This window comes from Algoriphagus algorifonticola (assembly GCF_007655305.1).
Classification (GTDB): domain Bacteria; phylum Bacteroidota; class Bacteroidia; order Cytophagales; family Cyclobacteriaceae; genus Algoriphagus; species Algoriphagus algorifonticola.
Genome location: NZ_VLOG01000010.1, coordinates 1 through 15,309 on the forward strand (window position 1 = coordinate 1; position 15,309 = coordinate 15,309).

General features: G+C 39.7%; 13 protein-coding genes and 1 tRNA gene. 6 read left to right on the plus strand and 8 right to left on the minus strand.

The features are described 5' to 3' along the window. Window positions 1-482: 482 nt before the first annotated feature. Window positions 483-1,103, minus strand: a complete 621-nt coding sequence (locus tag FL972_RS01810) for an LON peptidase substrate-binding domain-containing protein (RefSeq protein WP_144602790.1) — start codon at window positions 1,101-1,103, stop codon at window positions 483-485. Between the two features lie 94 nt (window positions 1,104-1,197). After that, window positions 1,198-2,202 carry a type I glyceraldehyde-3-phosphate dehydrogenase gene (gene gap / locus FL972_RS01815; RefSeq protein ID WP_144602792.1) on the minus strand — a complete coding sequence of 335 codons (1,005 nt, stop codon included), beginning with the start codon at window positions 2,200-2,202 and terminating at the stop codon, window positions 1,198-1,200. Window positions 2,203-2,454: 252 nt separating this feature from the next. Here gap and FL972_RS01820 point away from each other — a divergent pair, with 252 nt between their 5' ends. Next, the gene (locus FL972_RS01820) at window positions 2,455-3,327 is read left to right on the plus strand and encodes a S1 family peptidase (protein ID WP_144602796.1); all 873 of its coding nucleotides are present in this window, start codon (window positions 2,455-2,457) and stop codon (window positions 3,325-3,327) included. A 28-nt stretch (window positions 3,328-3,355) separates the two neighbouring features. Here FL972_RS01820 and FL972_RS01825 read toward each other — a convergent pair whose 3' ends face one another. The 5 genes from FL972_RS01825 to FL972_RS01845 form a co-directional block, all read right to left on the minus strand. Continuing rightward, the gene (locus tag FL972_RS01825; RefSeq protein WP_144602801.1) at window positions 3,356-5,587 is read right to left on the minus strand and encodes an NADP-dependent isocitrate dehydrogenase; all 2,232 of its coding nucleotides are present in this window, start codon (window positions 5,585-5,587) and stop codon (window positions 3,356-3,358) included. 166 nt (window positions 5,588-5,753) lie between these two features. Further along, window positions 5,754-6,566 (minus strand): amidohydrolase, encoded by an 813-nt coding sequence (locus FL972_RS01830; protein WP_144602804.1) that lies wholly within the window; start codon window positions 6,564-6,566, stop codon window positions 5,754-5,756. After that, the gene (gene def, locus FL972_RS01835) at window positions 6,563-7,117 is read right to left on the minus strand and encodes a peptide deformylase (protein WP_091655432.1); all 555 of its coding nucleotides are present in this window, start codon (window positions 7,115-7,117) and stop codon (window positions 6,563-6,565) included. The genes FL972_RS01830 and def overlap by 4 nt, the downstream gene beginning before the upstream one ends. Next, a complete protein-coding gene (ruvX, locus tag FL972_RS01840; RefSeq protein WP_144602808.1) occupies window positions 7,114-7,527 on the minus strand; it encodes a Holliday junction resolvase RuvX in 414 nt (137 codons plus the stop codon). The genes def and ruvX overlap by 4 nt, the downstream gene beginning before the upstream one ends. Further along, on the minus strand, window positions 7,527-8,285 hold the full coding sequence (locus tag FL972_RS01845; protein ID WP_091655434.1) for a hemerythrin domain-containing protein: 759 nt from the start codon (window positions 8,283-8,285) through the stop codon (window positions 7,527-7,529). Before FL972_RS01845 ends, ruvX begins: the two co-directional genes overlap by 1 nt. A gap of 162 nt (window positions 8,286-8,447) precedes the next feature. Between FL972_RS01845 and FL972_RS01850 the strand changes: the two genes are divergently transcribed. Continuing rightward, window positions 8,448-10,100: a S41 family peptidase gene (locus tag FL972_RS01850; protein WP_144602811.1), complete on the plus strand. Its 1,653-nt coding sequence runs from the start codon at window positions 8,448-8,450 to the stop codon at window positions 10,098-10,100. Between the two features lie 107 nt (window positions 10,101-10,207). Beyond that, the gene (locus tag FL972_RS01855) at window positions 10,208-10,639 is read left to right on the plus strand and encodes a VOC family protein (RefSeq protein ID WP_144602814.1); all 432 of its coding nucleotides are present in this window, start codon (window positions 10,208-10,210) and stop codon (window positions 10,637-10,639) included. Window positions 10,640-10,672: 33 nt separating this feature from the next. On the opposite strand, the gene FL972_RS01860 is transcribed toward FL972_RS01855, so the two are convergent. Next, a complete protein-coding gene (locus FL972_RS01860; RefSeq protein WP_144602817.1) occupies window positions 10,673-12,625 on the minus strand; it encodes a M1 family metallopeptidase in 1,953 nt (650 codons plus the stop codon). A 157-nt stretch (window positions 12,626-12,782) separates the two neighbouring features. Here FL972_RS01860 and FL972_RS01865 point away from each other — a divergent pair, with 157 nt between their 5' ends. From FL972_RS01865 to FL972_RS01875, 3 genes are all read left to right on the plus strand, one after another. Further along, window positions 12,783-14,609: a TonB-dependent receptor plug domain-containing protein gene (locus FL972_RS01865; protein ID WP_144602821.1), complete on the plus strand. Its 1,827-nt coding sequence runs from the start codon at window positions 12,783-12,785 to the stop codon at window positions 14,607-14,609. A 135-nt stretch (window positions 14,610-14,744) separates the two neighbouring features. Further along, window positions 14,745-14,819: transfer RNA gene (locus FL972_RS01870), tRNA-Val, on the plus strand. A gap of 36 nt (window positions 14,820-14,855) precedes the next feature. Further along, a complete protein-coding gene (locus tag FL972_RS01875) occupies window positions 14,856-15,110 on the plus strand; it encodes a GIY-YIG nuclease family protein (protein ID WP_144602824.1) in 255 nt (84 codons plus the stop codon). Window positions 15,111-15,309 lie beyond the last annotated feature (199 nt).

Genomic DNA, 15,309 nt, shown 5'->3' on the forward strand with positions numbered 1-15,309 from the left:
CTGGTAGAGCATAACACTTTTAATGTTAGGGTCCTGGGTTCGAGCCCCAGCGGGATCACAAAAGCAGGCTAGAAATGGTCTGCTTTTTTGCTTTATAAATCATTCCACAAAGCTTGGTAGGGCGAGAAGTTTATCCCGATGAGCAGAGCGAAATCGGGAAGCCCCAGCGGGATCACAAAAGCAAGTCTTCGGGCTTGCTTTTTTGCTTTAAGCCCAAGTATGTCATATTATCCCCTCAGGCGAGGAGTTTATCCCGAAGAGCAAAGCGAGTTCGGGAAGCCCCAGCGGGATCACAAAAGCAAGTCTTCGGGCTTGCTTTTTTGGTTTAAACCCAAGTATGTCATATAACCCCCTTAGGCGAGAAGTTTTTCTGGGCGAAAGGAGTAATTCAATTTGGATAGATGGCCCTGTATAATGCAAAAAAGCAGGTAATCTACCTGCTTTATTTATTGATTCTCCCAAAATAACACTCAAATATCTACCTAAAAATTCAATGGATCCAGATGCTTGAAGTGACCATTTTGCTTGATTTTTTCTCTCGCTTTTTCTACTGCCTTGATAACAGGTATCATTCTTTTAAAATGACTGATCATATAACGCATCCTATCTTCTTCACTGGTCAACTGAAGTAATTCCAATTCTTCTTCCAACTTTAAGCCAACTTTATGGGCATAGGTAAAGGATGTGACTTCTTTTTCATTGATTTCATGAGGATAGTTCAAGAGGTATAAAATCTCCTTAAGATAAAAGAGAAACTCAAAATTCAGAGCATCTGTCACCACCGGATTATTGGGCAAAAACTCAACCTCTCCTCCAGCATAAAGCTTTCCCTTCATAGGGTTATCAAAATTCAGGATTTTAAAAGCCCTCAGGCCTTTGGTCATAATATCCAGCCTTCCGTCCTCATAGCGCTGATATATACGCTCTAGCTTGACCTCAGTGCCAAAGCCGGTCAACTTATCGAAGAAGGAACAAACGCCAAAAGTGATTTCTTCCTTTTCCACATCATTCAATAGCTCCCTATATCTAGGCTCAAAAATATGGAGATTCAATTTCTCCTCCGGAAAAGCTACGAGTTTAAGGGGAAATAATGGAATGTACATCTTTCAGAAGTTTAGATGGTAACCATATATACGTAGATTTAGTTATTTCGGCTTCATCAAAAAAAAGCCCCGAATTTTTTCGGGGCCTTCAGGTTTATTTCTTTGCGATGAACGTCAGTAGGTCAACTACCTTATTGGAGTAGCCCCACTCATTATCGTACCAAGAAACCACTTTAACAAAAGTATCTGAAAGCTGAATCCCAGCCTCAGCATCAAAAATGGAAGTTCTTGGATCTCCAATGAAGTCATTGGAAACTACTGCATCCTCAGTATATCCCAAAACACCTTTCATGGTAGTTTCGGAAACCTCCTTCATTTTAGCACAAATTTCCGCGTACTTGGCAGGCTTCTTCAATCGTACAGTCAAGTCAACTACAGACACATCCGGAGTAGGAACTCTAAACGCCATACCTGTCAATTTACCATTCAATTCAGGAATTACTTTACCAACAGCTTTAGCAGCTCCTGTAGAAGATGGGATGATGTTTTGACCAGCTCCTCTTCCGCCTCTCCAATCCTTAGCAGATGGACCATCTACCGTTTTTTGAGTAGCTGTAGTTGCGTGAACCGTAGTCATTAATCCTTCTTCAATTCCCCAGTTATCATTCAATACTTTAGCAATTGGAGCTAGACAGTTTGTTGTACAAGACGCATTGGATACAAATACCATATCATCTGTGTAGCTATCTTCATTAACACCCATTACAAACATTGGGGTATCATCTTTAGAAGGGGCTGACATGATCACCTTTTTAGCTCCTGCGTCGATGTGGCCCTGAGCGGTCTCTTTTGTCAAAAATATACCTGTAGACTCAATTACATAATCTGCACCGATTTCACCCCACTTAAGGTTAGCAGGACTCTTCTCGGAGGTAACACGAATAGCGTTTCCATTTACGATCAACTGACCGTCTTTAACTTCAACAGTACCTTTGAATCTGCCATGAGTGGAGTCATATTTTAACATGTATGCCATGTAGTCCACGTCGATCAAATCATTGATTCCCACAACTTGAATATCATCTCTTTCTTGTGCCACTCTAAAGGCAAGACGACCGATTCTTCCGAATCCGTTAATTCCTACTTTAATTTTGCTCATAATTATTTTGATTATTGTATAGGTTTGATTCCTAAATCGTCCCGGAACCAGCCACTTTTGGCTAAAAAACTTCTGGGTTGGCTAAGTTATTACAATTTTTCGGCTAGCCCAAACGCAATATTCAGCAAGATATGGATGATTTTAAATTCCCTGTTTTCAAACGATTTCGAAAAATGAAAATTCAAATTCTTTTAAAGATTAGTTTTTTAAGTGAGCTTTTGAGTACTTTAAAACCGACCAAGCAAAAATCAAATGTTTGTAAATGCCATCAATGAAGTTGCGGGCTACACCCGTGCTATACACTCCATTTCCAGAAATTTCGGAGGGACACAGGTTAATCGTGGATCTGCCACCCTGTTTTTTGTCAATTCAGAAGGCTGGGCACTTACCTGTAGGCATGTCGCTCAATGGCTTTCCCAAGCTGATCAGATAAACAGAAACTATACCTCATTTCTTCAGCAGAGTCAAGGAATGAGTGGAAAGCAACAAAACAAGCTAGCTCAAAACTTGGGACTTGGTCCAGATAAAGCTTCCGAAATGAGAATCACTTTTGTGGACTGTGTGGACTCCATGAATAACCTGAAGTTTATTCTTCATCCAGACTATGATTTGGCTTTGATCAAATTTGAAGGAGTAGCCAATCTCTTGGTAAAAAACTTCCCTTATTTCATGAAAGATGAGGGCGCTGTTCAGCAGGGTGCCATGCTTTGTCGTCTGGGCTTTCCATTTCCGGAATTTTCAAATTTCAAATTTGATGCACAATCCCAGACTTTGGTTTGGACCAATGAAGGAAATGCAAGATCTCCCCGATTCCCGATAGAAGGCATGATTACCCGGTTTTTGGGAGATAATAAAGGGCAGGTTTATGGGATAGAAATGAGCACACCGGGCTTAAGAGGTCAAAGCGGCGGCCCCTTATTTGATCCGGATGGAAAGGTCATTGGAATGCAATCCCGAACGAAGCATTTGCATTTGGGTTTTGATATCGAGGACAAGGAAGTAGTAGCTCATGGCAAAACAAAAAAAATCAATGATTACGCTTTTATACATCTAGGTGAATGTATTCATGTGAAAGTAATCAAGGAGTTTTTAAGCAAGAATCAGGTGTCTTTTCAGACAAAATAAAAAAACCGGGAGATCCCCGGTTTTTTTATTAAATCAACTGCTTCAACAGCTCATTGAAACTGGTACTCGGTCTCATAGCTGTGGATGCTTTAGATTCATCCGGCCTGTAATAGCCTCCAATATCTACCGGCTTTCCTTGAGCCCCATTGAGTTCAGACTCGATCTGGTCAGCTTTATTCTGTAGCAATTTGGCTAGAGGAGCAAATTTGGTCTGGAGATCTGTATCTTTTGTTTGAGAAGCTAATGCCTCAGCCCAGTAAAGAGCTAAATAAAAATGACTTCCTCGGTTATCCAACTTTCCAACGACCCTTGCCGGAGACTTATCATTCTCCAACCACTTTCCTGTTGCCTGATCCAAAGTCTCAGCTAGCAACAGTGCCTTTTCATTATTGAATGTTTGTCCCAAATGCTCTAGAGAAACAGCCAAAGCCAAAAACTCACCCAAAGAATCCCATCTTAAATGTCCTTCCTCAGTAAATTGCTCGACGTGCTTTGGTGCTGAACCTCCTGCACCAGTTTCGAACAAACCTCCTCCATTCATTAATGGCACGATGGATAGCATTTTCGCACTGGTACCCAACTCAAGAATTGGAAATAAATCTGTTAAATAATCTCTCAATACATTTCCAGTCACAGAAATGGTATCCAAGCCTTCCTTGATTCGGGATAAAGAGAAATTGGTGGCTTCCACAGGATTCATGATATGAATTTCCAATCCATTCGTATCATGATCCAGTAAATAGGTATTCACCTTTTTGATCAATTCTGCATCATGAGCTCTTTGAGGATCCAACCAAAATACTGCAGGAGTATTGGAAAGTCTTGCTCTAGTTACAGCCAATTTAACCCAATCCTGAATAGGGGCATCTTTTGTTTGGCACATTCTCCAGATATCTCCTTTCCCTACCGGATGGCTCAGAAGCTCTTTTCCTTCCTGAGTCACCACTTTCACAGTTCCCGGGAAAGGTATTTCAAAAGTCTTATCATGAGATCCATACTCTTCTGCTTTTTGGGCCATCAGTCCAACATTAGGAACAGATCCCATAGTAGCAGGATCAAATGCTCCATGCTTTCTACAGAAATCTATTGTAGCCTGATACACTCCCGCATAGCTTCTGTCTGGAATTACCGCTTTAGTATCTTGAAGTTTCCCCGCTTTATTCCACATCTGACCTGAACTTCGGATCATTGCTGGCATAGAAGCATCGATAATCACATCACTTGGCACATGAAGATTGGTAATACCTTTGTCAGAGTTCACCATCGCTAAATCAGGACTGTCCGCATAGCAGGCATCGATATCAGCCAAAATCTCTGCTTTTTGACCAGCTGGTAGCTTTTCGATAGCAGAAAGCAAGTCACCAAAACCATTATTGACATCAACTCCTGCCGCTTCTAGAGCTGCTGCATATTTTGCAAATACAGGTTCAAAGAAAACCTTTACCGCGTGGCCAAAGATGATAGGATCAGAAACCTTCATCATGGTCGCTTTCATATGAAGTGAAAAAAGCACTCCTTTTTCTTTGGCATCCTGCTTGGCCTTTTTCAAGAAGGCTTTCAAAGCAGCAATACTCATTGTTGAAGCATCGATTATTTCTCCCGCTTGAATTTTTAAGCCTGTTTTTAGAATTTCTTTTTGCCCCTCTGCTCCATGAAGCTCAATTGTAACAACAGTTGCCTCGGGTAAAGTGACCGACTTTTCACTTCCGTAAAAATCCCCCTCTGTCATACTATCAACATGAGATTTGGACTCTGCAGACCATTTTCCCATGCTATGAGGATGCTTTTTTGCGTATGCTTTTACAGCTTGAGGGGCTCTCCTGTCAGAATTACCCTCTCTTAATACCGGGTTTACTGCAGAACCTTTGATTTTGTCGTATTTAACTTTAACCGTTTTTTCTTCCTCGGTTTTAGGTTCCTCAGGATAATCCGGTAGCGCATATCCTTTCGCCTGCAATTCTTTAATTGCCGCTTTCAACTGTGGCACTGATGCAGAAATATTTGGAAGCTTGATAATGTTAGCCTCGGGTGTTTTGGCTATTTCACCCAGCTCAGTCAATGCATCATTGATTTGCTGCTCAGGCTTAAGATATTCGGGGAAATTTGCGATGATTCTTCCTGAAAGGGAAATATCCCGAGTCTCTACAGTCACTCCAGCAGATTTCGTAAATGCCTGCACTATGGGTAATAAAGAATAAGTAGCCAAGGCAGGTGCCTCGTCAGTTAATGTGTAAAGAATTTTTGGGGTTTGATTGCTCATGATAAGAACTATACGAAATAGGTGTAAGTGTCATTTTTCCCTGAACCTTTGAAGTTTCTAATTCCAACTGATGAATTTTGAAAAAAGAGAAAAAAGACCTGAAAATTATGTGGCTAAAATACGGAAAATATCCTTGCATCAAATCCCATCAGTGGAATAGAAGGCCTTATTCCTGTACTCTTCTGTCAATGGTGAAATCGTCTGCGTCCATCCAAGCCGGAAATTTAGAACGGTAATTTTCCAATTCGGTTTTGTCTAATTCAATTACCTCCATCTTATCTTTTTCTCCTAAATGAATCAGTTCCTTTCCTTTGAAATCAAAAACTGCGGAATGTCCCACATAAGGAACCTGATTTCCGTCGGTCCCCACCCGGTTTACTCCAACTGAATAGGCCAGGTTTTCAATTGCTCGGGCAGGCAAGAGCTGATCCCAGGCTGAAGCTCGCGGCGCAGGCCAGGAGGCAACATAAAAAATCAGGTCATAAGCCATTTGATCATTCTGACGATAATTTCTTGACCAAACTGGAAACCTCAAATCATAACAGACTTGAGGGCAAATTTTCCAACCCTTCCATTCAAAAATAGGCTGGATTTTCCCTGCTGCATAATGATCATGCTCATCAGCCATCCGAAAAAGGTGTCTTTTATCATAATGCTTCACTGATCCATCCGGGCTAACCCAAAGCAAACGGTTATAGTAATTTTCGTTTTCCTGAATAATCGCACTACCCGTTACAACCGCTTTGGTCTGAGCTGAAACCTGCTTCATCCATTTACAAACTGTCAAATTCATGGGCTCTGCCAGCTCAGGAGCATCCATACTGAAACCAGTAGGAAACATTTCCGGAAGGATAATGAGATCTACTTTTTCGTCGATACCCCATATTTTCTCCTCCAACATGGAAAGGTTTGCAGTCTTATCTTTCCAGTAAAGATCCGTTTGAATGAGCGCTATTTTCAGAGAGCTGGAATGACTCATTTAAGCGGGTAAATCATTCTATAATCTGTAGATACCTTCCCTTTACTTACTTCAATCAATTTGGATTGCACCAACCTTTTTTTCAGGCCTTTTAAATAATCCACAAATAAGATTCCTTCTAAATGATCGTATTCATGCTGAATCACTCTGGCTGTCATTCCCGAAAACTCTTCCTCTTTGAGATTCCAGTTTTCATCAAAATACTCAATGGTTAATTTTTCAGGCCTGATGATTTCAGCTCTGACATCAGGTATACTCAAGCAACCTTCTTCAAAGCCATAATCATCTCCATATTCATCCAAAATGATTGGATTGATAAATGCTCTGCGAATCCCCTTTTCCTCATCATTTTCATCCAGCATCAATGAACTGTCAATTACAAAAAGTCGAACCCCCTGATTTATTTGGGGAGCTGCCAAACCTACACCATTAGCATGATCCATAGTGGCATACATATCCTCAATTAATTTCTGGATATCTTTTCCTTCTTCGATTTCTTCAGCTTCCTTTTTCAGGATAGGGTTTCCATATGCGACGATAGGATATATCATTTTCTTTCTAAATACGATTGTAAAATTATTGCTGCGCTGACTTTGTCCAGATTACCTGCTTTTTCTCTTCTGTCCTTTTTTTTGCTCCCCATTGTAATCATGGATTGCATAGCCATTTTAGAAGTGAATCTCTCATCCACCAATTCAGTTTTTAAATTGGGAAATGCTTTTTCTAGCTTTTCCTTCAAAGCCAACACTTTTGGAGTCATTTCCGTTTCCGAACCGTTCAATTTGGTGGGATAGCCCAATACTATTGTGCTTACTTCTTCTTTTTGAAAATAATTCTTGAGAAAATCCATGAGTCGATAGGTCTCAATCGTCTCAAGAGGATTGGCCAGCATCTGCATGGGGTCTGTGACCGCTAAGCCAGTGCGCTTAGTTCCCAGATCAATGGCGATAATTCTGGGCATTAGTTGATTCGGATTTTATTGGTGATTTTTCTGACAGCTTCTTTCTCCAGTTCAATTGCTTTTGGAAATAAAAGTTCGTCTTCAATCTGTGCATGAATGACTAGTTCTTTTTCAAAATTCTGTAATTCATGATAAAGCACCTTCATAGTCAAAGGCGCATTTTCTTCCAGTGTATAGTCAGAAGTTAATTTTCTAATCCCTTCCATTTCGTCATCATGAATTTCATGAGCGTCTGCCAAAAGATGAATAGGATCCTTTTTCAGTATTTTCAGTGCATCATGCAGGGCAAAATTCCCCTCTTCTACATCCTGCAATAACTCTATGCGTTTGAAGAGTCTGCTTTCTTCCTCATGAATATGGTGGATAAAATCCTCCACAAAGAGCGGGAACATAATCCTCAAGTCATTTAGCAAAGCTTGATAGGTTTTATCGACCTGAATTCCTGAAATCAAATTGGAAAGAAAAGGGAGTTCCTGTCTCACAAAATAATAGTGCTTATTCTTCAGATAGGCTACCAGTACTTCGATGGGATTGAGATAAAGCTCCTCATTTGTGGGTTCCTTTTTAGCAGCCCAAGCTTCCAATTCAGTGATCAGCTGACCTGGTTTAACTTTATGCTTTTTGCAAACCTGCTCTAGGGAGTGTGTCTCGTATTGATAAAAACTGATTCCAAAATAATGCAGCACGGAAGCAAACACATAGTTTTCCGATACTAAATCACCTACTAAGATTTTATTGAAATCTTGCTTCGCCTGCATTTGACAAAAATAAATTATTTTAACAGAAAAATGGGGATTTAATCCGACCTTTATCTGTTCCCCTCGTATAAACATTTACTATGTTTATCCAAAACAACTTTTAAACACTGGTTGAATCCGGTAGTTTATAGGGAGAAAATAACCAACTGAAAAAGTAATATCGTGAGCGAGACAAAGAATTCAAAAGCACAGATCCGACTTCCAATTATTCTAGCTTTGGCTATATCTGCGGGAATTTGGATCGGAGCTACTTTTGCTGAACCCAAAAGCAATCAAAATGACTTAAGAGCCGCTCTTTACAAGCTTCAGGAAATCATGACCTATATCAACAGAGATTATGTGGATAGCGTCAATACCAACGAGCTCGTAGAGTATGGCATCAATAAAATGCTGGAACAGCTAGACCCCCACTCCAGCTATATTCCTGCCAGGGATGCCACCTTGGCGCAGTCCCAATTAGATGGAGAATTTGATGGGATTGGTGTTGAATTTGGGATTATCAGGGACACTATTTACGTGGTTGCCCCACTAACTGGTGGTCCTTCGGAGGCTCTTGGAATTCAATCCGGTGATCAAATTATTAAGGTAGATGGTAAAACTGTTGCAGGCACAGGAGTGACCAACCGGGATGTTTTTGATTTATTGAGAGGCCCAAAAGGCTCGAAAGTGATGGTTGATATTAAAAGAAAAAATCAACCTGAGCTAATTTCCTATGAAATTACCAGAGATAAAATCCCTCAATACAGCATCAATGCTTCTTATATGGTCAATAAGGAAATCGGATATGTGAAAATCACTCGATTTGCGGCAACCACGTATGATGAGTTCAAAGAGGCAATAGCAGATTTGAAAGGTCAGGGAATGAAAAAGCTGATCATAGACCTTCAGGGAAATCCGGGAGGCTATATGGGGGCGGCCATCAATATCGCAGATGAAATTTTGGGGGATCGTGCTCTTATTGTTTCTCAAGAAGGAAAAGTTGAACAATACAGTCAAAAGGCTTACGCCTTCAGACCGGGGATCTTCGAACAAGGCTCTGTAATTGTTTTGGTCAATGAGGGCTCAGCATCTGCTTCTGAAATTCTTGCCGGTGCGATTCAGGATAATGATAGAGGATTAATTGTGGGTAGAAGATCTTTTGGTAAAGGCTTGGTTCAAATGCCAATTGACCTTTCTGATGGAGCAGAACTCCGATTAACTATTGCTAGATACTTCACACCTTCTGGAAGATCAATTCAAAAGCCATATGGCCCGGATTATCAAGCCTACGAAAGAGACTGGATGGAGCGATTTGAGCATGGAGAATTCTTCTCAGCTGATAGTATCAAATTCAATGACAGTCTGAAATACGAAACCAAAAAAGGCAGAATAGTGTATGGTGGTGGAGGAATCATGCCTGATTACTTCGTGCCATTGGATACTACTTACAGTTCAGCTTACGTGAGTCGCTTATTTAATTCAGACTCTTCCAGAGAATTTATCCTAGACTACTCCAACAAAAACAAGGACAAGTTTACAGGAATGAGTTTGGAGGAATATTACAAAAGCTTTGAAGTTTCAGATGCTATGCTTCAGGAATTGATTAAAGTTGGAGAGAAAAACAAGGTAAAGTATGATGCGGCAGATTTCACAAAGTCAAAAAGCTATTTAAAAACCTTGGTAAAAGCTCATTTGGGAAGACAAATTTATGATGATGATGCTTTCTATATGGTCGTAAATGATATCAATGAAGTATACCTTCAAGCAATCAAACTCTTCGATGAAGCCGAGCGAATTGCTTTGGCTAACAATCTAAGATCAGTCAATGAAGAATAAAACCAATCCTTTCCTAATCAATCAAAAGGGCAGCTGCAGAGCTGCTCTTTTTTTTCATTAGGCAAGAAAAACTTACCTTCCTAGCAATAAACCTAATTTACCCACCTATGAAAACCTTACTTTCAGTTCTATTACTAACTATGGCCAGTTCCGCATTCGCTCAAATAAAAGTTAATCATATAGCTGTTCATGTTTCCGATCTTGAAAAAAGCATGAATTTTTACGAAACTATCTTGAACTTAGAGGAAATAGAAGAACCCTTCAAAGATGGGCTTCATGCATGGTATGATATAGGAGGTGGCGCAGCTTTGCACTTAATTGAAGTCGGCAATACACCCACAGAAATTTCTAAAACGAATCATCTCTGCTTTAGCATGGATGATATGGATGCTTTCATCAGTCGATTGAAAAGTGAAAATTATCCATTTGAAGATTGGCCGGGAGAGAAAGGGAAAATTACAACCCGACCTGATGGAGTCAGACAAATTTATATCCAAGATCCTGATGGATATTGGTTGGAAATTAATGATGATTATTAAAAAGAGAGCCCCGATCACTCGGGGCTCATTTTTTTAATCCTCGTAAATCAATTGAGGCCAACTATCATTTCCCAAATTGATATCAGGAAGAATCTTGTCTGGATCAATTGTCACTTTGGTTACTTTTTTATCTGTTCGAATCAAATGGTTCCAAGAATCACCTCTTTGCCAAATTTCTACTGGAAGCATTTGTCTTTCCTTGCTTCCATCTTCAAACTCAATTTCCAATAGTACAGGCATTGGAATTTCTCCTTTATTACTTAGGATTGCTAGATAATTACCTCCATATGGAATCACTGCATTGATCCCTAAATCTATATTTCCATTTCCATAGAACCATCCCTTCCAATACCAGGATAAATTTTCACCAGCTACATTTTCCATATGGTTAAAAAAGTCTGAAGGCAATGGATGCTTATAAGCCCAAGTGTTAATGTAGGAGCGGAATGCATTATCAAATCGCTCAGGCCCCAAAATATATTCTCTCAGCACAATCAAACCAATTCCTGGCTTCATGTAGGCAACCATTCCTAAGTTCCCTGTATTTGCCACATCTGGATAAGTATCTATCCCTTCCCTGTTCTCATTTTGAAAATAATTATTGTATCTCCTAGTTTGATTCAGGTTTGAAGAGTACTCTCCTTCGTTGAAGGCTAAAGTGCTATAATGGTTGATAAAGGTATTGAAGCCTTCATCCATCCAAGCGTATCTACGCTCATTATTCCCTACAATCATTGGGAACCAATTATGTCCAAATTCATGATCAGTCACTCCCCATAAACCTTCGCCCTTTGAAGTATATCGACAGAAATTCAATCCAGGGTACTCCATACCGCCGATATCAGCAGCCACGTTAGTTGCTGTCTCATAAGGGAATTCAAACCACATCTTCGAATAATGTTCTATTGAAGCCTTGGAATATTCAGTAGATCTGGACCAAGCTTCTTGCCCGTCAGATTCTTTGGGATAAACAGATTGAGCTAAAATCGTTTTTCCGCTAGGTAAATTGATTTTGGCTGCATCCCATATAAATGTTTTAGAGGTGGCAAAGGCCACATCTCTGGAATTTTTAATCTGGAAATGCCAAGTGATCATACCATCCTGCTTAGGCCGGGTCAAGGTGGTATTTTTGATTTCGTCGGGAGCAATTAGGTAAATCGTAGTATCACTTTGCATAGCTTTAGCATAGCGATTTTGAAGTTCTTTGGACAAAACCTCCTTAGGATTCATCAATTTACCTGACCCCACTACTACATGATCATATGGCACCGTGATTTTATAATCAAAGTCTCCATATTCTAGATAAAACTCTCCTGCACCTAAATAAGGCTCCACATTCCATCCTTCTACATCATCAAAGACAGCCATTTTTGGATACCATTGCGCAAAAGCATAGATCCAACCGTCATTGACTTTCAATCTTCCCATTCTATCCATTCCTTTCTGAGGAACTTTGAATGAAAAATTCATGGAAATACTCGCCTTCCCTCCTTTTGCAGGAATCGGTTCATTGAACCAAACCTGCATTCTGGTATCTGTAATGATATGCTTTGAGGAGATAGATCCTTTTGTTCCTACTTTTCCTTGTACAGCAGAAATATCAAAGCCTCCATCAGTATCTCCGTTGTAGCGGTTTCCCTGAACAGGAGTAGTCAATGTCCCTCTGGAATCTGGTGTAAAGCGATTTTGCTCCAATTGCAACCAAACAAAGTCCAAGTTTTCCGGGCTATTGTTGGTATAATTAATGGTAATTTTCCCAGTCAATACATGAGCGTTCTCATCGAGAGTTGCCTCGATTTGATAGTCGGCCTTATTCTGCCAATAGTTTTCACTGGGTTTACCGGAAGCCGTTCTGGTATAAGTACCTTTCCGGTCCATAAATTCTCCAAAATCCGCCTGATTATTATCCAAACCTTGCTGCGCATAGGTAAAATTTCCAAGCAACAAGCCTGATAATAACAGACCTGAAAATAATTTTCTGATCATATTCGATTTTTTGTTTGACTTAAAAATAAGCACTATCTGCATTTCCTCAAGCGGATTTCTTTTTAGCGGGATAGGGATTAACGATTTTTTACAAATGCCTAAAAATTGGAATTAGGATTTTTTGAAGTCAATTTTACGCATCCTAAAATAATCACCAATGAGAATTTTGATTTTGGCAACCTTGATCAGTTTCAACCTGAATCATGCAAATGCTCAAACAGACAGTACCACCCAAAACTTAAATGAAGTTATCATTCAAGAGAATAGGATTCAAATTCCTTTTTCTAAACAAAGCAGAAATATATCTGTAATTACCAAACCCCAAATAGAGACAACTCCTGCGAGAAGCTTACAAGAAGTATTAGCATTTGTACCTGGAGTGGATGTGAGACAGAGAGGAGTCACAGGCGTACAGGCAGATATTGGCATTAGAGGTGGTTCATTCAACCAGACTTTGATGCTATTGAATGGAATTAAACTCACAGACCCGCAAACAGGACATCATATGATGAATATTCCTGTTCCCTTAATCAATATTGACAGAGTAGAAGTATTAAAAGGTCCTGCTTCAAGGATTTTCGGGCAAAACGCCTATGCAGGTGCGATCAATATTATCACAGAGCTTTCCGATCAAAGAAGCCTAAGGGTTCAGGGATATGCCGGTGATTTTGGAATGAAAGGGCTGAATTTTGCTGGTTCTTTACCAAGTGGAAATTACAAGCAAAATCTTTCTATTTCATATGATGACTCCAATGGACATTGGTACAATTCAGATTATCAGGTAAGCAATATTTTTTACGAAGGAGGTCTGGATTTAAATGACAATCATGCTCTCCGAGGCATGATCGCATATACAGACAGAAGTTTCGGAGCAAACGGCTTTTATACGAGTGCATTTCCTGATCAGTGGGAAAGCCTGCAAACTACTTTGGGAGCACTGAGCCACACCTATACTCAAAATAGATTTAAGTTAAATAGCCGTGCCTATTGGAGGAGAAACAAAGATGAGTATAGGTTGAGAAGGAAGGAACCTTCATTTTATCAAAATTTTCATACATCAGACATTTATGCTTTTGAGTTAAATGGAAGTTATGAAAGTAAAATAGGCACAACCGGATTCGGAGCAGAGGTGAGACAAGAAAATATTGAAAGCAATAATCTAGGAAACCATGAACGGGTTTTAGCTGGCTTATTTTTGGAGCATTTGATCCAATTGGGCTCAAAAACAGATCTTAGAGCCGGAGTATATAGCAACTTTTATAACGATTATGGCTGGAAACATTTTCCCGGGTTAGAGCTAGGCTTCCAAGCAAGCGAGGAAATACGACTGTATTCAGGCTATGGAAAAAGCTTTAGAATCCCCACCTACACGGATTTGTATTATGTAGGGCCAACTAATATTGGAAATCCAGACTTACAACCTGAGCAAGCTCAAAACTTTGAAATTGGTGCAAAGTGGACAAAGACTGGATTATTTGCTGAATTGGTCTATTTCAGTAGAAACACCGACAACCTGATTGAGTGGGTACGCCCTGATGCAAACACCCCTTGGCAACCACAAAACTTCAACGAGGTCAGGTTTAATGGAATAGAAGCAGCTTTTACTTATAAATGGCAAAGAAGAAGTTCTATGCTTCAAATAAAAGAATTGATGCTATCCTATAATTATATAGATGCCAGTTTAGTAAATCAGCCGGGAGTGGAAACAAGATATGCATTTACCGCTTTGAGAAATCAGATGATTGGGGGCTTTTTGGTAGGACTAGGCTCTAAGATTGAATTGAATACTAAGATGAGATATGTAGAAAGAATTAGCCAAGACCCTTATTTCCTTTTAGACATGAGATTAGATTACAATAGAATCGGCAAAATGGGCTTTTTTGCTGAAGCCTCCAATATGACTAATACTGACTATATAGAAGCAGGAACTGTTCAGATGCCTGGACGCTGGTTTAGAGCTGGGTTTATGATAAATTTAGATTAGGCTAAAAAGGAAAATTTTGAACTCATAATCAATCAATTATCAATTTGATTTAAAAAAATAAAACCCATTGTTTGCATCAAATAAATTTCAAATTACCTTTGCATTCCCTTTCGAATGGATTGGGTAAATAAAGATGGGAGCTTAGCTCAGTTGGTTCAGAGCATCTGCCTTACAAGCAGAGGGTCGGGGGTTCGAATCCCTCAGCTCCCACATTAGCCTCAGAAAAATCTGGGGCTTTTTCGTTATATGCCTTGCTATTTCTACATATTGTTCTCAAAGGAGGCTGATAAATATTATCTGGGCCACACATGTGATTGTTTAGAGGAAAGAGTCCGGAAACACTTATCAAATCATAAAGGGTTTACTGGTAAAAATAAAGATTGGCGATTAGTCTATCAGGAAGAATTTGAAAGCAAATCAGATGCTTTTGCAAGGGAAAGACAAGTCAAATCGTGGAAAAGTAAAAAGAAAATCACCGAACTTATTTCTGAAAAACCCTAGCTCAGTTGGTTCTGAGCATCCCGATTACATCGGGAGGGTCGGGGGTTCTCCCGATATTTCATCGGGATCAGCTCCCACATTAGCCTCAGAAAAATCTGGGGCTTTTTTTTTTGAAAAAAAAATAAAAAGGCCTTTAACGCTATTTATGACTTTATTATTAATTCAAAATTTTAATCAAAGTCAATCTTGTTTTTTTCAT